We start from the raw sequence: 17956 nt of genomic DNA on the forward strand, positions 1-17956 counted from the left end.
GGCAGGCAGGCAGGCAGGCAGGCAGCGGGTGTTGGGCGAGGAGGCGCAGGCATGTGTGGCTTGCCTGGCATTTGGGAGAGATGGGTGTCGTCAAGCCCTGAGTCGAGCCATGACTTTGTGCAAGCGCTCAGCACCGGCGGAGGCTGAGGTGGCGGGTGCGGAGGGGGCGAGATCAGTGATCGGGCTGAGAGCGTGTTTACGATCTCCTCGCGGCGCGCCAGTGTCTTTGCGGGATGAGATACAAGGCGCGATACCGCAGCAATAGCCATGCTATTGCGAGGATTCGCAACGCTGTAGGCCGCCCGCAAAGACACTGTCCCCAAGGGTTGGAGCGAAATCGGGCGATTTCTTCGCGCTGGCCCTTGCTTGCACCCCGGTGCAAGCTGCGGCCCATCGACTCGAACTCATCCCGATTGCGCTCCAACGCGCCTGCGTAGAGATCGCAAACACGCTCTGAGACTTTGCGGCTCTTGAGATAACAGCCAGTTGGCCCAGCTCGTATTCAAAATATTTAAAAATATGTGTCAGAAATTTTCTGACTTCAAAATATAGGAATGATTTTGTATGGAAATTATTTCAAGACCATGGAAATCCTGAAGAAGTGCTTTGGCCCCCATTTGTATCAGCTCCTGATCAGAGCCAATTCCTATGCCTTGGGCTCCACTTCGAATGGCGGCCAGCATGCCGCTGCGTGAATCTTCGAAAACCAGACATTTCTCAGGAGCTGTGTTTAAATACCTGGCTGCGGCTAGATAGCATTCGGGCTCGGGTTTATTCGTTGGTGTGTCGTCACGGCTTACGATTGCATCGAATACGCTTTCCATACCATGGGCTCTGAGCAGAATTCCGACTCGTTCAGCATCGCTGCTGGTAACAAGTGCCAAAGGGATGGATTGGCTCTTGAGGCATTTGATGAACTCTCTGACACCCCAGGTCAATGGAGCGGGATACATGGCTTCGATGCGGCTTGCTTTCTCCTGAATCAGGTGTTGCTCCGGCGGCGACAAATGCTTGAAAAGTGTGCTGATGACCTCAAAACCAGGGCGGCCATGAATATAAGAATTCATCATCGTGATGTCTATATTCACCCCATATTCATGACCTACGGCCATCCAGGCCTTTTCCGTTGCTTCACGCGACTGAATCAGTACGCCATCCATATCAAAACAAATCGCGGAAAAATGCTTCATTGAATACTCCTTGAAAATTCTTAAGCATCGTGAACATCATTTTTGATTATTTTCCCGTTGAATTGATTTCAGCTGCGGGAGCGCCCATGAATTGGCTGACGCAGCGGTATGGCTATTATTTATAAGGGTGTTCAGGGAGCGCTTGTTCAGGGGCGAAGGCCCGCAGCCTGCACCTGTTTGTGAGCAGGCCCGCAAAAGGATGGATCGGGCTCGATTCATGTCCCTGGGCGCCCCAAAAGCTCAAAGAACTGGGAAAATACCGCCCCTATGACCTCCACGAGCGACGCTACCATCTCTCTCACGCCAGCGGCCGCAGTGCCGCGCGTGGGCTTTGTTTCCCTGGGCTGCCCCAAGGCCCTCACCGATTCCGAACTCATCCTGACCCAGCTCAGCGCAGAGGGCTACCAGACCTCCAAGACCTTTGAGGGTGCGGACCTGGTCATCGTCAACACCTGCGGCTTTATCGACGACGCCGTCAAGGAAAGCCTGGACACCATTGGCGAGGCCCTGGCCGCTAATGGCAAGGTGATCGTCACCGGCTGCCTGGGCGCCAAGGCCGGCAAGGAGGGCGGCGCCAGCATGGTGGCCGAGGTCCACCCCAGCGTGCTGGCCGTCACCGGGCCGCACGCCACGCAGGAGGTGATGGATGCCGTGCACCAGCACCTGCCCAAGCCCCATGACCCCTTTGTGGATCTGGTGCCTGGCAGCTTTGGCGATGCCGGCATCAAGCTCACGCCCAAGCACTATGCCTATCTGAAAATTTCCGAGGGCTGCAACCACCGCTGCACCTTCTGCATCATCCCCAGCATGCGCGGCGATCTGGTGTCGCGCCCGATTGGTGATGTGCTCAAGGAGGCCAAGGCGCTGTTTGAAGGCGGCGTCAAGGAGCTGTTGGTCATCAGCCAAGATACGTCCGCCTATGGCGTGGATGTGAAGTACCGCACCGGTTTCTGGGACGGCAAGCCGGTCAAGACCCGCATGCTGGAGCTGACCGAAGAGCTGGGCAAGCTGGCCGCCGCCCACGGCGCCTGGGTGCGCCTGCACTATGTCTACCCCTATCCCACGGTGGACAGCATTTTGCCGCTGATGGCCCAGGGCCTGGTCCTGCCTTATCTGGACGTGCCGCTGCAGCACAGCCACCCCGATGTCCTGAAGCGCATGAAGCGCCCGGCCTCCGGCGAGAAAAACCTGGACCGCATCCGCGAGTGGCGCGCCATCTGCCCGGATCTGGTGATTCGCTCCACCTTCATCGCAGGCTTTCCTGGCGAGACCGAGGAAGAGTTCGAGCACCTGCTGGACTTTATCCGCGAGGCTGAGATCGACCGCGCCGGCTGCTTTGCCTACAGCCCCGTGGAAGGCGCCACCGCCAACGAGCTGCCCGGCATGCTGCCCGAGGAAGTGCGCGAGGCCCGCCGTGCCCGCTTTATGGAAGTGGCCGAAGAGGTCTCCGCCAAGCGCCTGCAGCGCCGCGTAGGCCAGGTGATGAAGGTGCTGGTGGACAAATCGGTCAGCCTGGGCAAAAAGGGCGGTCTGGGCCGTACCTATGCCGATGCGCCCGAGATCGATGGCGTGGTCCACATCCAGCCGCCGGAAAAAGCCAGCAAGACCTACAAGGTGGGTGATTTGATCAGCGTGCGCATTGTGGGCGCCCAAGGTCATGACCTCATAGGGCAGCCAATTTGATTTTTTGGGCTTGATGCTATGAAAAAAAGAGCTTGTAGCGCTTTCCTGTCAAGCGCTACAGGCTCTTTTTATGTAAGAAATCAGCTGTTTCAGACCATGCGCTGAATGGGCTTTTGCTTCCAGACCTTGAGGTAGTAGAGCGCCTGCAGGCCCAGGGTGAGGGTGTAGGACAGCGGAAAAGCCATCCAGATGCCGATCAGGCCGTAGTGCTGACTCAAGGCCCAGGCCAGGGGTAGCTCCAGCAGGCCCAGCACACCAATGGTGATGGCCGTGGGTATCAGCACATCGCCGCTGGCACGCATCACCGAGGACAGGGTGATGAAAAAGCCCAGGATCACGCCGCTCCAGAGAATGATGAGCAGCAGCTCCACGGCCATGTGCAAGACCTTGTCATCGGTGATGAACAGGGCCAGCAGCGGGCGTGCGAAGAAGCTGCCCAGTACGGCCAGGGCGCAGCCCAGCATCAGGTTCATGCGCAGCGCCGTGGCCGTGATGGCGCCCAGCCGCTCGCTGCGGCCCGCACCAATGGCCTGGGCGCTGAGTATGGAGGCCGTGATCGCGACCGAGATCACGGGGAACTGGGCAAACGAGTTGATCTGATTGACTGCGCCATAGGCGGCCGTGGCGTCCGAGCCAAAACTGTTGATCAGCGAGACCACGACCAGGGCGGCGAGTGAGCTGGCCACCATTTGCACGCCCGTGGGAATGCCTACGCGCAAGATGCTTTTGGCAAGCGCCATGTCCAGGCGCAGGGCCTGCCATAGCGCGCGGTTGGGTGCCAGCGGGCTGCGGATATGCCTCAGTCGCCAGGCCAGCCAGCTCAGCGACAGCGCATAGCCTGCAATCATGGACACGCCGGCGCTGGCCACGCCCAGTTGCGGCAGACCCCACCAGCCCTGGATGAGCGCAGGCGTGAGAACCAGGCCCACGGCCGTGCTGATCAGCAGCGCCCACATGGGCGACAGCGTATCGCCCACACCGCGCAGCATGGATGTGGACAGCAGGAACACGCACAGGCCCGGCATGGCCAGCAGCACCAGGCGCGAGTACAGCGTGGCTTCCTCGATGATGTTGGCTGGCGTGTTCAAGAGCCGCATCAAGGGCTCGGTGAACAGACCGCCGAACAAGGCCACGAGTGCCCCGAAGATCAGGCCCATGCACAAGGCAGTGCCGCCGAGGGCGCGCACCTTGTCGGGCATGCGTGCTCCCCAGGCCTGGCCTATGAGCACCGAGGACCCTGCGCCCAGACCGATCATGAAGGCGATGAAAACGAAAAGAATCGGGAAAAAGGCCGCCACTGCGGCCAGGGCCGTGGTGCCCAGCATCTGGCCCAGAAAAATGCTGTTGATCGTGCCCGACAGCGACTGAAGTATGTTGGCAAGAATCATGGGCCCGAGAAAGCGCATGAAGACTTGCCATAGTGGCGGGGCCGCGCCAGGCGGCATGCCCTGGGGCGGAGACGCCTGGGCAGGGGGGAGCGAGGTTTTCAAGGATTCCGTCATTTTGTTATCTGCTATTGGGACGAGAGCTTGTCTGGCGAGGGACGTTGCCCGTGGTTGGCGGGCTCCATCAAGCCGGATTGCCTGGGATGCGGGCGATGCGATGGAGCCGGGCAAACAAAAAGCCCCTGGCAAAGGCTGCCAGGGGCTTCAAGATTGTGGCGCAGGCTTGAGGCCTGTCGCTTACACGCGCTTGCGATATTCGCCGGTGCGGGTGTCGATTTCAATCTTGTCGCCCTGGTCAACAAACAGGGGAACGGCCACTTCAAAGCCCGTGGCAATCTTCGCAGGCTTCATGACCTTGCCCGAGGTGTCGCCCTTGACGGCGGGCTCGGTCCAGGTGATTTCGCGCACCACGGAGGTGGGCAGTTCGCAGGAGATGGCCTTGCCGTCGTAGAACACGACTTCGGCTTCCATGCCGTCTTCGAGGTAGCTGATGGCGTCGCCCATGTTGCCGGCTTCGACTTCGTACTGGTTGTACTCGGAGTCCATCCACACATACATGGGGTCGGCAAAGTAGGAGTAGGTGCACTCCTTCTTGTCGAGGATGACGTTGTCGATCTTGTCGTCGGCCTTGAACACGACTTCGGTGCCCATGTTGGACAGCAGGGCCTTGAGCTTCATGCGCACGGTGGCTGCGCCGCGGCCGCCGCGAGCGTATTCGGTCTTCAGAACGATCATGGGATCCTTGCCGTGCATGATCACGTTGCCGGCGCGGATTTCTTGAGCGATTTTCATAACTTGCTTAACTGGAGGTTGGAGCTGCTGGCTACGGCAGGCAAGCAAGGTCGCAGGGACGGGGCGCCTGCCGCAATTGCGCGGCGGGGGGTCAACCCTGGACATGGACTTTTGCCACAGATATCAGCAGATATCTGCAGCGCCACCCCTGGGAAGCAAAAGACGCATTCTAGCTTTTTTCTGCCACAAAGGCTTGCAACTGCTCCACCAGTGGTGGCAGTTGCAACAGCCGGCTGCGTGCCGATTGCACACACTGCCGCCATTCGGCGAGTCGCTCGGCGGTGATCGGGGGCAGATCGGTGGCAGCGCGCATGCCATTCCATGCGTGGTGGAAAGCCCTGAGGCAGGCCGGTGCATCGAGCCAGTCGAGAAATGCGTCGAGCTTGGCATGGTGGGCATTGTCATGCTGGGGGTAGATGTGCCAGACAAAGGGCTGGCCTGCCCAGAGCGCGCGCACCAGCGAATCCTCGCCGCGTACCAGGTTGAGGTCGCAGGCCCAGAGCATGTGGTCGAACTCGGCCTGGCTGCAGGCTGCCAGCTCATGCATGGACACGGCAGCGTGGTCGGGGCTGCGGGCTGCGGCAACAGCGCTTCGGGCCCGCCCCGGAGTGAGCAGCAAATGCGTGCTGGCCCCAGGCGGGGCTGGCGGGCTGGCCTGCAGTTGCGCAAGCCAGTGGGTCAGGGCCGGAGGTTCGTAGCAGAACAGGGAGATCGCGCAATCTTGGGGGGCGATGCCGTGGCGGGCACGCCAGGCAGCGGGATCGAAGGCCGCCTGGCGTGCAGGCAGATCCTCTTCGCGCAGCAGCCCGCCCGTGGCCCCGGTGAACCCGGGGTAGAAGAACCAGCGCGTCAGTCCCGCCGCCGGCCCGCTCATCAAAGGCGAGGGCAGACCGTGGCAGCGCTCTACATAGTCCTCGGCCGACAGGTATTCGAGGTTGATCCAGACGGGCGAAGAAGCCGCTCCAAGGGCTGTGCGTTCAGTGCTGGCCCTGGCAATTGCCGAGACGAAGGGCGCGGGGATCTCGCAGCCAAAGGCTTCGACGATGACATCGCCAACCATTGCGGGCAGCAGCTCCCGGCTTACGGGCCAGCCGTGCAGGCTCAGTCCCCTGGGGTGAGGGGGCGGCGCCATCCAATCCAGTGCGCTGGCGTCGTCCACCCAGAGCCGGACCTGCTGGCCGTGTGCTGCAAGGTCGCAGGCCGTGCGCCAGCACACGCCTATGTCGCCGAAGTTGTCTATGACCTGGCAGAAGATATCCCAGATGAGGGTTCTCGATGGGCCAGGCGCAGGGGGCGCTGCAGCGGTTGTGGCGGGCAGGGGTGAGAAAGCGGTCATGTGATGAAGTCCAGGCCAGCCGCCATTGTCCATGCTGACGCTGCCGGACTCTGGCGCCAGGCCGGCTGCCGTGATTTCTCCTGCGGTTTTTCGATTTTGTTTGTTTGCATATAATTAGCCATCTAATCAAATGCGGAGAGCTTGTATGCATCTGGAGCAGAAATACCTGGCCTTGCTGGCCGATGCCGAACGCCGGGGCCAGGCGGATCAGGAGGGCATGAGGCTGTGCTTTCAAGCCCTGTCCCTGGCCGCCGCCATAGATCGCGACTGTGCACGGCTGCTTGCGCCCCACGGTTTGTCCGAGGGGCGTTTCGTGCTGCTGTTCCTGCTGGAGGCTGCGCCTGCAGGCCTGGCGCCGGCCGAGCTTGCGGCGCAGGCGGGCGTGAGCCGGGCCACAGTCACGGGCCTGCTTGATGGACTGGAGAGCCAGGCCCTGGTCGAGCGTCAGGCTGATGCCAACGATCGCCGTGCGCTGCGCATCGTGCTCACGCGCAAGGGCAGGGCTCTGGCGAAAAAGCTCGTGGGCCGGCACAGCAGCTGGATTGGCGGGCTGTTTGCTGCGCTGACCGGGCCCGAGCAACTGCAGCTGGGCCGGTTGCTGGCCAAGGTCTCGGCTTCGCTGGCCGAGCCGCACGAGGCGCTGGCGCCATGAGTGCCACGATGAAGGCCGGGGCCGCACCCCGAAAAGGCGCCGTGCGCGTGGCCGATATCGATCCGGCCTTGCTGCAGGCCTTGTCGCGCGGAGAGCTGGAGACCGTGAATCTGGTCGAATGCCTGGCACTGGATCAGGTGCAATTGCTGGCGACAGTCTTTCCTGATCTCTCGGAGAAGGCGCAGCAGGCGGCGCGGCAAGCGGGCGCCCTGGGCATTCTCAAACGCATGGCTGCCATGGGCGAGCTGCTGCTGCAGGAGCTGGGCGAGCAGGGCATTGCACGTTGCCGCGAACATGGCGTGGATACGGTGCGCGGCTGGGCCTGCTTCATGATTGCGGCCCGCGAGGGCCTGGATTTGCAGGCCCGGCTGGAGGCGATGCAGGCGCTGGCCGATGACGCGCATTTCGGCGTGCGCGAATGGGCCTGGCTGGCGCTGCGTCCGCATGTGATGGACGCGCTCGACGAGGCCATGGTGCTGCTCGCACGCTGGACGGCTTCGCCCTCGCCACGGCTGCGTCGCTTTGCCTGCGAGGCCTTGCGCCCGCGCGGCGTATGGTGCGCGCATATTGCGGGGCTCAAGCGCGATCCGCAAAAAGCCCTGCCCATTCTGGTCGCGCTGCGTGCCGACGAGGCTGTGTATGTGCAGGACTCGGTGGCCAACTGGCTCAACGATGCAGGCAAGACCCGGCCCGACTGGGTGCGCGGGCTGTGCGCGCAGTGGCTGCAGGACAGCCCCTGCCAGGCCACGCGCCGCATCGTCGAGCGCGCGCTGCGAAATCTAAAATGATTCCCCGGGCGGCTCGCGCCCGGCCTCTGGCTGCGGTTTGCGCCAGCCCGCATGGCTGCAGAAGGCGCGCAGCGCTTGAACCACTGAAACAGATGATGAACATGGCACAAATACCGGCCGCCGCTCTGAGCGGCGTGCGCGTGATCGAGATGGGGCAGCTGATTGCAGGCCCGTTTTGCGGCAAGACCCTGGGTGAGTTCGGGGCCGAGGTCATCAAGATCGAGGCGCCGGGCGCAGGGGACCCGCTGCGCAACTGGCGCTTGATGCAAAACGGCACCTCGGTCTGGTGGCAAGTGCAGTCGCGCAACAAGCGTTCGGTGGCGCTGGACCTGCGCCAGACCGAGGCCCAGCAGATCGCGCGCCAGCTGATTGCCGAGGCCGATGTGCTGGTCGAGAACTTCCGCCCCGGCACGCTGGAGGGCTGGGGCATGTCGCCAGAGCAGTTGCATGCGCTCAACCCGCGCCTGGTGATCCTGCGCATTTCGGGCTATGGCCAGACCGGGCCTTACCGCGACCTGCCGGGCTTTGGCGTGATCGGCGAGGCCATGGGCGGCCTGCGCCACCTCACGGCCGAGCCGGGGCGCGTGCCCGTGCGCGTAGGCGTGTCCATAGGCGATACGCTGGCGGCTTTGCATGGTGTGATCGGCGTGATGATGGCGCTCTACCACCACAAGGTGAACGGCGGGCCGGGCCAGGTCATCGACGTGGCCTTGCACGAAGCCGTGTTCAACTGCATGGAAAGCCTGATCCCCGAATACAGCGCCTTTGGCGCCGTGCGCGAGGCCGCTGGCAGCGCGCTGCCGGGCATTGCGCCGTCCAATGCCTATCCCTGCGAGGACGGCTGGGTGCTGGTGGCCGGCAATGGCGACTCCATCTTCAAGCGCCTGATGACCGCCATAGGCCGTGAGGACCTGGCCCAGGCCCCGGACCTTGCCGACAACATGGGGCGCGTGGCGCGGGTGGAGGAGATCGATGCCGCGATTGGCGACTGGACGCGTGGGCGCAGGGTGCAGGCCGTTATGCAGGAGCTGGCGCGGGCCCGCGTGCCTGCCGGCAAGCTGTATACGGCCCGGGACATTGCCGAGGACCCGCACTACCGGGCGCGCGACATGCTGCTTGCGCAGACAACGCGCGACGGCGATCAACTGCTGGTGCCGGGCATCGTGCCCAAGCTCTCGCTCACCCCGGGCACGCTGCGCTCCAGTGCGCCCCATGTGGGCGAGGACACGGATGCCGTTCTGGCCGAGGCGGGGCTGAGCACCGAACAGATCGCCTTGCTGCGCAGCAAGGGCGTAATCCAATAGCAGATGCAAAAATCATAGCGGCTACCACGCTCCCAGATTTGATTTCAGTGCTTATTTTTTGGAATATGACGCTGGACTTGCGCTAGCTGCTATGAAATCCACGGCCTGCGGCTGATGCGCGGTGGCGCTGCGCAGGGGCCGGGCTGCGGCCACAATACGTGCCATGTCTGAAGCGCATTCACCCCAACTGCTGGCCCAGGTGGCCGCCTTGCCGGGCCTGCCTGGTGTCTACCGCTATTTCGATGCGGGCGACCAGCTGCTGTATGTGGGCAAGGCCATCAATCTCAAGCGCCGCGTCTCCAGCTACTTCAGCAAAAACCATGGCGGCACGCGCATAGGCCACATGGTGAGCAAGATTGCGCGGCTGGAGACCACGGTGGTGCGTTCCGAGGCCGAGGCCCTGCTGCTGGAAAACAACCTCATCAAGACCCAGCACCCCAAGTACAACATCCTGTTTCGCGACGACAAAAGCTATCCCTACCTCAAGCTCACGGGCGTGGCCGCGCGTGACGGCCAGGGCGGCGAGCCTGTATTCCAGACCTTTCCGCGCATGGCCTACTACCGTGGCTCCGTCGACAAGAAACACCGCTACTTCGGCCCATATCCGAATGCCTGGGCGGTCAAGGAAAGCATTCAGCTGCTGCAGAAAGTCTTCAGGCTGCGCAGTTGCGAGGACACGGTCTTTGCCAACCGCAGCCGGCCCTGCCTGCTCTACCAGATCAAGCGCTGCACCGGCCCCTGCGTGGGCCTGATCTCGCCCGAGGCCTATGCGCTCGACGTGCGCGATGCCGAGGCCATGCTGCGCGGCGAGACCCGGGAGCTGCTGCGCAGCCTTGAGGCGCGCATGATGGAGCACGCCGAAAAGCTCGAATACGAAAAGGCCGCCGAGGTGCGCAACCAGATCACGGCCCTGTCGCGCGTGCTGCACCAGCAGGCCGTGGAAACCGCCGACGAGCGCGATGTGGACATCCTGGCCGTCAAGGTGCTGGGCGGGCGCGCCTGCGTGAACCTGGCCATGGTGCGCGGCGGCCGCCACCTGGGCGACCGTGCCTACTTCCCAACCAATCTCGGCGAGGCTGCGGCCGTGCAGCAGCTCGGCGCGGGCGAAGTCGCTGAAGACGGTGATGGCGCCGATCAAGACGGCTGTGCGCCTGCGCGCGTGCCATCCGTGGAGGAGCTCGTGCTCCAGGCCTTCGTGGCCCAGCACTACACGGCCCAGGCCGTGCCGCCGCTGCTCATCGTCAGCCACGCGGTGGACAAAAAGCTGCTGGCCCTGCTCGGCGAGCAATCGGGCCAGCGCATCACGGCCGTGCAGCAGCCGCGCGAGCAGCGCCGTGTGTGGCTGGACATGGCCCAGAAGAATGCCGACATACAGCTGGCGCGCCTGCTGGCCGAAGAGGGCTCGCAGCAGGCGCGCACGCGTGCGCTGGCCGAGGCGCTGGATCTGGGAGCTGACAAGCTCGAAGAGCTGGTCATCGAATGCTTTGACATCTCCCACACTTCGGGCGAGGCGACCCAGGCCTCCTGTGTGGTCTTTCACCACCACAAGATGCAAAGCAGTGAATACCGGCGCTTCAACATCGCAGGGATCACGGGCGGCGACGATTACGCAGCCATGCGCCAGGTGCTGGAGCGCCGCTACAAGCCCGTGGCCCAGGCCCAGCGCGAGGCCGGCGGAGCCGAACTCTCGGGCAAGCAGCAACGCCTGCCGGATCTGGTGCTGGTCGATGGCGGCAAGGGCCAGGTGGCCATGGCGCGCGAAGTGTTCACCGAGCTGGGCCTGGACATCTCGCGCATCGTGGGTGTGGAAAAGGGCGAAGGCCGCAAGGTCGGCCTGGAGGAGCTGGTGTTTGCCGACGGGCGCGACAAGGTCTATCTGGGCCATGACTCGGCGGCCCTGATGCTGGTGGCGCAGATTCGCGACGAGGCCCACCGCTTCGCGATCACCGGCATGCGCGCGGCGCGCGCCAAGGTGCGCGTGGGCGGGGGGCGCCTGGAGGAAATTCCCGGCGTCGGCCCCAAGAAGCGCGCGCGCCTGCTGCAGCGCTTTGGCGGCGTGCGCGGCGTGGCCGAGGCCAGCGTCGAGGACCTGTGCAACGTGGAGGGCATCTCCACGGCCCTGGCCGAGGACATCTACAAGGCCTTGCGATGAGTCCTGTGATCCGATGCGCGAGGTTCACGGGCCTGCCACACAGGGCTGACAAGCTGCAGTGCCATGAATCGCTCACAACATCTGGTGCATGACACAATGGCGCCCATGCTTTTCACGATCCCGACCCTGCTGACTTGCACGCGCATCATCGCGATTCCCTTGCTCATAGGGGTGTATTACATGCCCCTGGAGCTGGCCACGCGCAACCTGATCGCGGCCGTGATGTTTGCGGCGTTCGCGGCCACGGACTGGCTGGATGGCTATCTGGCGCGCAAGCTCGATCAGACCTCGGCCTTCGGGGCATTTCTCGATCCCGTGGCCGACAAGTTCCTGGTCTGTGCCTCGCTGCTGGTGCTGGTGCATCTGCAGCGCGCCGATGTGTTCGTGGCCTTGATCATCATCGGCCGCGAGATCGCGATTTCCGCGCTGCGCGAATGGATGGCGCAGTTGGGCGCCAGCAAGAGCGTGGCGGTGCACATGCTGGGCAAGCTCAAGACCACGGCGCAGATGGTGGCAATACCGTTTCTGCTCTACGACGGCCAGCTTTTCGGGTTCATCGACACCGGGATCTGGGGTCATGTGCTGATCTGGATTGCGGCCGTGCTCACCGTCTGGTCCATGGTGTATTACCTGCAAAAAGCCTTGCCGGAAATCCGTGCGCGCATTGCGCGTTGATCGACTGCATGCGTGCTTGCGCCGTGTCCGCTCCTGTCAATCCGTAAAGCTGCTAGGCATGAGCGCCGCAAAAAAACAGGTGCAAAGCCAAAACCGCTCTGAAAACCGCATAGAATCAGCGCCTGTCGCCGTGATGCATGGCAAAGATTGACAGTTTCGGGACTTTGGTTTTTTGCCACAGTTCGTGCTGCATCCAGCAAATTGCACTGCAGGTGCTGATAGTTTTCAGCGGGCAGACGGTCATACAGACATTCCACTCACTTATTTCTCGAGAGGCATCTTGTGAATAAAACCGAACTGATTGAGCACATCGCTAACAATGCCGATATCTCCAAGGCTGCGGCAGCTCGCGCACTGGATTCGACGATCGAGGCTGTGAAGAAGACCCTCAAAAAAGGTGGTACAGTGTCGCTCGTTGGTTTTGGTACATTCGCTGTCGGCAAGCGTGCCGCGCGTACCGGTCGCAATCCTCGCACCGGCGATACCATCAAGATCAAGGCCGCAAAGGTTCCAAAATTCCGTCCGGGCAAGGCATTGAAGGATGCTTTGAACTGACACCCAGTTAAGGTGGGGTGCTTAGCTCAGTTGGTAGAGCGGCGCCCTTACAAGGCGTAGGTCAGCGGTTCGACCCCGTTAGCACCCACCACCAAAACTACCGTAGAAACAAGGGCTTAGAGCAATCTAAGCCCTTTTTCTTTGCCTGTTAATCAGACGCCTGCGGCCTGGCCAAGGCCTTGGCCGCAGAGCCTTGGGAAAAGGCAGGGGCGATTCATCCGGCCTAGATCGGCTGCAGTCCGACCTTCTTCATCATGGCTTCGGTCAGCTGCATCTCCTGGCGGATGCTTTGCGTGAAGAAGGCCGCATCGCGCACATCGACCAGCCCGCCGTTTTCCTGCAGCGCGGCAATCACCTTAGGCTGTTGGAGCGCCTGCGCAAAGGCCTTGTAGATCGTGTCCACCACGGCGTCCGGCGTGCCGGCGGGTACGGACAGCCCGCCCCAGGACGTGAGCTCGGCCCCCGCAATGCCGAGTTCGGCGAGCGTGGGTGTTTCGGGCGCCATGGGATTGCGCCTGGCGCTGGCCACGGCCAGCAGGCGCAGCTTTCCTGCCATGACCATGGGATGGGCCACGGAAAAAATGGGCATGCCAAAGCTTACCTGGCGGCTCAGAACCGCATTCACGAGCTCGGATGCGCCCTTGTAGGGCACATGCATGGCCCGGGCCTTGCTCATGCTCAGAAACAGCTCCATACCCAGGTGCGAGGGCGTGCCTATGCCGCCCGAGGCGTAGTCGACCTCGCCTGGCGCAGCACGCAGCCTGCGCAGAAGATCATCAAGCGTATGAATGCCCGAGTCCGCATGCACGACCAGCCCCACGTCGGAGCTGCTCAGCTGCATGATGTGGCGAAAGTCCTTGAGTGCGTCGTAGCCTGGGCTTTTGTAGATGTGCATATTCGCGGCCAGCGGCGTGCCCGTATAGAGCAGGGTGTAGCCGTCGGGCGCTGCCTTGGCCGCGACGCGCGTGCCTATGTTGCCGGCTGCACCCGCGCGGTTTTCTATGATCATGGGCTGGCCCAGCAAGGGGCCTACGGCTTCGGCCAGGATGCGGGCCGCAATGTCCGGGGCCGTGGCTGCGAGATAGGGCACCAGCCATTTGATGGGGCGGCTCGGGTAGGGCTGGCCATGACCCTGGGCGCGTGTCGACGCGGCCAGGGGCAGCAGGGCTCCGCCCAGGGTGTGGGCCAGTGCCTGGTTCAAAAGGCGGCGGCGTGAGAGGGCAGTCATGCGTGTTGTCTCCTTGAAGGCCTGATTTCTTATGTCTTATGCGTGCTGGGCGCCGGGCACCGAGAGCAGCTCCTTGGCGATGGTGTTGCGCTGGATCTCGCTGGTGCCCGTGAGCACGCGGTACATGCGTAGCATGCGGAACAGGAATTCCACGCGCCGGCCCTGGACGATGCCTTCGCCGCCATGGATTTGCACGGCCTTGTCGGCAATGCCGAACGCGGCTTCCGAGCAAAACAGCTTGCTCATCGAGGCCTGGGCGCGCGCGTCTATGCCTGCATCGAGCGCGCGGGCGGTCTGCAGCATCAGTGCGCGCGCCGCCATCCATTGCGTGGCCATGTCGGCCAGCATGTGCTGCAGGGCCTGGAAGTCGGCAATGCTGCGTCCGAACTGCCGGCGCTGCAGCGCATAGTCGCGCGCATCGCACAGTGCGACCTGGGCCAGGCCCAGCATGGCCGGGCAGTGCAGCAGGCGGTTGACGGTGATGCGCCCCAGGGCCAGGGCCAGGCCGCGCCCGGGCTCGCCAATGCGCTGGGCCGCCGGCACGCGCACCTGGTCCAGCAGGATGTCGCCCGTGTGGGATTGTCCGGCCATGGTCTTGTAGCCGCAGCGGATTTCGACACCCGGCGCATGCAGGTCCACGAAGAAGGCGCTGATCTCGCGCTGGCCCGAGTCCGCTGGTGCGGTCGAGGCCATGAGCACGGCGAAGTCCGCAAAGGGCGAGCCCGAGATGAAGCGCTTGGCACCGCTGAGCACATAGCTGTCGCCCTCGAGCCGGGCCTGAGTCTGCAGCGCGCCCGCATCCGAGCCGGCCTCGGTCTCGGTGAGCGCAAAGCAAATCGACTTCTCGGCGCGCGCCACGGGAAGAATGAATTGCTCCATCTGCAGCGGCGTGGCCTTGCGCACCAGGGCGCCTATGCGTGGCGGGCCGCTGAGCTCGCCCAGCACATGCGGGGCGAAAGGCGAGCCGCTGGCGTAGATCGCCTCCTTGATCAGCACCTGGTCGAGCACGCTCAGCGCTTCTCCGCCCATGCTCTGCGGCAGAGTCATGCCGTAAAAGCCCAGCGCATGCGAGCGCTGCCAGACTTTGCGCAGCAGGCTCTTGTCGGGGCTGTGCTCATGGTCTATGCCATGCATCTGGGCGAGCTCGGCGAGCTCGCCGTGCAGAAAGTCCTGCAAGGCCTCGATCAGCGCGTGTGCGCGTGCCGAGCCTTCGAAGGCCTGCTTCAGCAAATGGTTCTGCGGCAGGTCGGGGTAGGGGTTTGGGTTCGTCATTCGAAGCTTTGCCTTTCTCAGTTCACCTTGCGGCTGTGGCCGCTCCAGTAGGCGGCCTGTACCGCCTTGCGCATGGGCTTGCCATTGGGGTTTCGGGGCAGTTGCTGCACGAACTCGATATGGCGCGGGCGCTTGAAGCCGCCCAGGCGCTCGGCGCAAAACCGCTCCAGCGCTGCGAGGTCCGGCAACTGGCCGGGCTTGAGCACGATGTGCGCGGCCACGGCCTCGCCCCATTTGTCGTCGGGGATGGCGAACACGCAGGCATCGGCCACGCTGGCGTGCTCGTAGAGCACGGCCTCGACCTCGGAGGGGTAGACGTTGAAGCCGCCGCTGATGACCATGTCCTTTTTGCGGTCCACGATGTAGACAAAGCCCTCGTCGTCGGCGCGTGCCAGGTCGCCCGTGTGGTAGCGGCCGTTGATCAGCACTTCGGCCGTCAGCTCGGGCGCACGCCAGTAGCCTGCGAACACGTCCTCGCCACTGACCACGATCTCGCCAACCTCGCCCTGGGCCACGGGCTGGCCGCTTTCGTCGACGATCTCCACCAGAGACTCGAGGAAGGGGCGGCCGCATGAGGCCAGGCGCTCGGGCCGGGCCGCACGCGCATGCAAGTGGTCTTGCACCGTGAGCGCGCACACGCCCGAGGTGGTCTCGCCCGCGCCATAGCCCTGGGTGAGCACGGGGCCGAACACATCCATGGCCTGCAGGATGCGAGTCGGCGCCATGGGGGCTGCGCCATAGCCCAGGCGCTGCAGATCGGGCAGGGGCCGGTACCGGCCCTGGAGCTCGGCAAGCAGCATGTTGATCATGGTCGGCACCATGAAGGTGTGGCTGATGCGCCGGCTCTTCATCTCCTCGATGAAGGCCCCAGGCTCGAAGCCGGAGAACAGATGGATGGCAGCGCCGCTGCACAGCGCAGGCACGATCTGCATGCCCGAGGCATGGGTCACGGGGCCGACCAGGCCCAGGATGTGGCCGCCTTGCATGCTCTCGCCGCGCATCAGAAACTTGCGCAGCTGGGCCAGCCGGTTGCCAAAGGTCTGCATGGCGGCCTTGAGCACGCCCGAGGAGCCCGAGGTGTAGTGCAGCACGGCCACTTCGTGCTCGCCAACGGCCACGGGATGGAAGCGGTCGCTGGCCGCCGCGAGGGCGGTCTCGTAGGCTTGCCCGCCGGCTCCGTCGAGCAGCAGAAAGACCGTGTCCGCGCGCTGCAGATGAGGGCGAATGGCTTCGGCGCGCTCGGCCGTGGTGACGATCAGCGCGGCATCGCTGTTGGCTGCCACCTCGCCGACTTCGCGCGGCGACAGGCGGGCGTTGAAGGGTGCCTTGATCAGGCCGGCCTTGTAGCAGGCGAGCTCGATCTCCACGATTTCCACGCAGTTGGGCAGGTAAATGCCCACGCGCTCGCCCCGGTGCAGGCCCTGGGCGAGCAAGGCATTGGCCAGGCGGTTGGAGCGCTGCTCCAGCGCGCCATAGCTGAGGCTGCGGGTGGCGCTGGTCAGCGCGGTCTGCGTCGCATACAGCCGGCAGCTGCGTGCCACGAGCTCGCCGACGTTGATGATGGCGCGCCCGCGGCGCGGCTGCTCGCAGAGGGTGTCATGAGTGTCATTGGAATGCATGGGCCCAATGTGGCAAACAATGCCGGGGCCCAGGAAATACCGTTTATCGATCAGGCCCCATCAAATGGATTGATGGCCAATGCCTGCAGGCACTTGCAGCGATCCGGGCCATCAAATGGCTCTGGACTGCGGGTTTATGCCCATTCTTCGGCATGGGGGTAAAGCCAGCGTGCCTGCCACAGGCCTTGCTCCATCAGGGCCCTGGCCTGTGCGAGCAGGGCCTGGCGCACGACTTGCACGGCCGCATCCCGGCTGCGGCCCGGCTGCTGGGCCAGGTGGTAGCTGCGCAGCAGGCTGGGGTTGATGACTTCGGCCATGATCCAGCGTGCATCGCCGCCAGGCGCTGCAGCGCCCATCCAGGGCGGGGCTTCGGCCAGCGAGCAGGCCGGGATGAACACAAAGCCTGCACCGCAATGGCATAGGGAGCGTATGACGCGCGCCGAATCCTGCTCATGGACCATGTTCAGGCGCACCTGGCGTGCGCTGGCGGCAGCCTCCACGGCCTGGCGCGTGGAAAAGCGGCGTGACTGCAGGACCAGGGGCAGCCCGGCTGCATCGGCAAAGTCGATGCGGGGCAGGCCGTTGCCGCTGACAGGCTGCAGCACGGCTGCGGCGCTGTCCTTGGCATCGTCGCGGCCGCACAGGTAGATCGACTCCTCGGCCATGGGGTCTACGTGCAAATCGCCCAGCGTCGTCGTGTCCACCACGATGCCCAGGTCTGCGCGCCTGTCGAGCAGGGCTTTTTCCACCATGAGGCTGAGGTCATCGAGCACGAAAATGCGCACCCGCGGATGGCTTTCGCGCAGGCCGGCGATGACCGGGCCCAGCAGCAGGCTGGCCAGCAAAAAGGGCATGGCAATGGTGACCGAGCCCTCGGGCCCCTGGGGCAGCCTCTGGATGCGACCGCGCATGGCATCGGCGTCGGACAGCAGGCGCCGGCCATCCTCGTAGAGCTGGTTGCCCGCAGGCGTGGGCGTGACGCCCGTATGGCTGCGCTCCAGCAACTGGGTGCCGAGTTCGGCCTCGAGCTTCTTGATCTGCGCGCTGAGCGCGGGCTGGGCCACGTACAGAGAATGGGCGGCCTTGGACAGCGAGCCCGCCTCCAGCACGGCGATGAAGTAGCGCAGAGAACGTAAATCCATGCGCCGACGATAAGGCAAATGCGCGCAGCCGCAGCCTGGGGAGAGAACGAGAGGCTCGACCATACCGCCAGAGGCAGCCCTGGTGGTATGGTTTTGATAGCTGTCAGCGCTTTCTGGGTAAGC

The 17956-nt window shown here is 63.8% G+C and carries 15 protein-coding genes and 1 tRNA gene; 8 read left to right on the forward strand and 8 right to left on the reverse strand.

Annotated features, from left to right (window positions below):
- Window positions 1-524: 524 nt before the first annotated feature.
- Window positions 525-1190 (reverse strand): HAD family hydrolase, encoded by a 666-nt coding sequence (locus G486_RS22965; protein WP_051303704.1) that lies wholly within the window; start codon window positions 1188-1190, stop codon window positions 525-527.
- Window positions 1191-1457: 267 nt separating this feature from the next.
- Between G486_RS22965 and rimO the strand changes: the two genes are divergently transcribed.
- Window positions 1458-2873, forward strand: a complete 1416-nt coding sequence (gene rimO, locus G486_RS0120250; RefSeq protein ID WP_034388624.1) for a 30S ribosomal protein S12 methylthiotransferase RimO — start codon at window positions 1458-1460, stop codon at window positions 2871-2873.
- A gap of 89 nt (window positions 2874-2962) precedes the next feature.
- Here the strand turns inward: rimO and G486_RS0120255 are convergent, their stop codons facing one another.
- The 3 genes from G486_RS0120255 to earP form a co-directional block, all read right to left on the reverse strand.
- A complete protein-coding gene (locus tag G486_RS0120255) occupies window positions 2963-4318 on the reverse strand; it encodes an MATE family efflux transporter (RefSeq protein WP_211233819.1) in 1356 nt (451 codons plus the stop codon).
- Window positions 4319-4555: 237 nt separating this feature from the next.
- On the reverse strand, window positions 4556-5110 hold the full coding sequence (efp, locus tag G486_RS0120260) for an elongation factor P (protein WP_027017174.1): 555 nt from the start codon (window positions 5108-5110) through the stop codon (window positions 4556-4558).
- 169 nt (window positions 5111-5279) lie between these two features.
- A complete protein-coding gene (earP, locus tag G486_RS0120265; RefSeq protein ID WP_027017175.1) occupies window positions 5280-6446 on the reverse strand; it encodes an elongation factor P maturation arginine rhamnosyltransferase EarP in 1167 nt (388 codons plus the stop codon).
- Window positions 6447-6591: 145 nt separating this feature from the next.
- Here earP and G486_RS0120270 point away from each other — a divergent pair, with 145 nt between their 5' ends.
- The 7 genes from G486_RS0120270 (at window position 6592) to G486_RS0120300 (ending at window position 12663) form a co-directional block, all read left to right on the forward strand.
- Window positions 6592-7098, forward strand: coding sequence for a MarR family winged helix-turn-helix transcriptional regulator (locus G486_RS0120270; protein WP_027017176.1), 507 nt, complete (start codon window positions 6592-6594; stop codon window positions 7096-7098).
- 8 nt (window positions 7099-7106) lie between these two features.
- The gene (locus G486_RS0120275) at window positions 7107-7886 is read left to right on the forward strand and encodes a DNA alkylation repair protein (protein WP_027017177.1); all 780 of its coding nucleotides are present in this window, start codon (window positions 7107-7109) and stop codon (window positions 7884-7886) included.
- A 101-nt stretch (window positions 7887-7987) separates the two neighbouring features.
- Complete coding sequence (locus tag G486_RS0120280) at window positions 7988-9190, forward strand: CaiB/BaiF CoA transferase family protein (protein WP_407059813.1); 1203 nt, start codon at window positions 7988-7990, stop codon at window positions 9188-9190.
- A 163-nt stretch (window positions 9191-9353) separates the two neighbouring features.
- Window positions 9354-11342 carry an excinuclease ABC subunit UvrC gene (uvrC, locus tag G486_RS0120285; protein ID WP_027017179.1) on the forward strand — a complete coding sequence of 663 codons (1989 nt, stop codon included), beginning with the start codon at window positions 9354-9356 and terminating at the stop codon, window positions 11340-11342.
- Between the two features lie 105 nt (window positions 11343-11447).
- Window positions 11448-12017, forward strand: a complete 570-nt coding sequence (pgsA, locus tag G486_RS0120290) for a CDP-diacylglycerol--glycerol-3-phosphate 3-phosphatidyltransferase (protein WP_027017180.1) — start codon at window positions 11448-11450, stop codon at window positions 12015-12017.
- A gap of 282 nt (window positions 12018-12299) precedes the next feature.
- Window positions 12300-12572 (forward strand): HU family DNA-binding protein, encoded by a 273-nt coding sequence (locus G486_RS0120295; protein ID WP_027017181.1) that lies wholly within the window; start codon window positions 12300-12302, stop codon window positions 12570-12572.
- A 15-nt stretch (window positions 12573-12587) separates the two neighbouring features.
- A tRNA-Val gene (locus G486_RS0120300) sits at window positions 12588-12663 on the forward strand.
- Window positions 12664-12795: 132 nt separating this feature from the next.
- Here G486_RS0120300 and G486_RS0120305 read toward each other — a convergent pair.
- The 4 genes from G486_RS0120305 to G486_RS0120320 all read right to left on the reverse strand — a co-directional run bounded on the left by G486_RS0120305 (window position 12796) and on the right by G486_RS0120320 (window position 17833).
- Window positions 12796-13800: a Bug family tripartite tricarboxylate transporter substrate binding protein gene (locus tag G486_RS0120305; protein WP_027017182.1), complete on the reverse strand. Its 1005-nt coding sequence runs from the start codon at window positions 13798-13800 to the stop codon at window positions 12796-12798.
- A gap of 36 nt (window positions 13801-13836) precedes the next feature.
- A complete protein-coding gene (locus G486_RS0120310; protein WP_034388628.1) occupies window positions 13837-15072 on the reverse strand; it encodes an acyl-CoA dehydrogenase family protein in 1236 nt (411 codons plus the stop codon).
- Between the two features lie 17 nt (window positions 15073-15089).
- Window positions 15090-16691, reverse strand: a complete 1602-nt coding sequence (locus G486_RS0120315) for a class I adenylate-forming enzyme family protein (RefSeq protein ID WP_051303705.1) — start codon at window positions 16689-16691, stop codon at window positions 15090-15092.
- 134 nt (window positions 16692-16825) lie between these two features.
- Complete coding sequence (locus G486_RS0120320) at window positions 16826-17833, reverse strand: LysR family transcriptional regulator (protein ID WP_027017185.1); 1008 nt, start codon at window positions 17831-17833, stop codon at window positions 16826-16828.
- Window positions 17834-17956 lie beyond the last annotated feature (123 nt).

Origin of the sequence: Comamonas composti DSM 21721, from assembly GCF_000429845.1 — a bacterium.
Classification (GTDB): Bacteria; Pseudomonadota; Gammaproteobacteria; order Burkholderiales; family Burkholderiaceae_C; genus Comamonas; species Comamonas composti.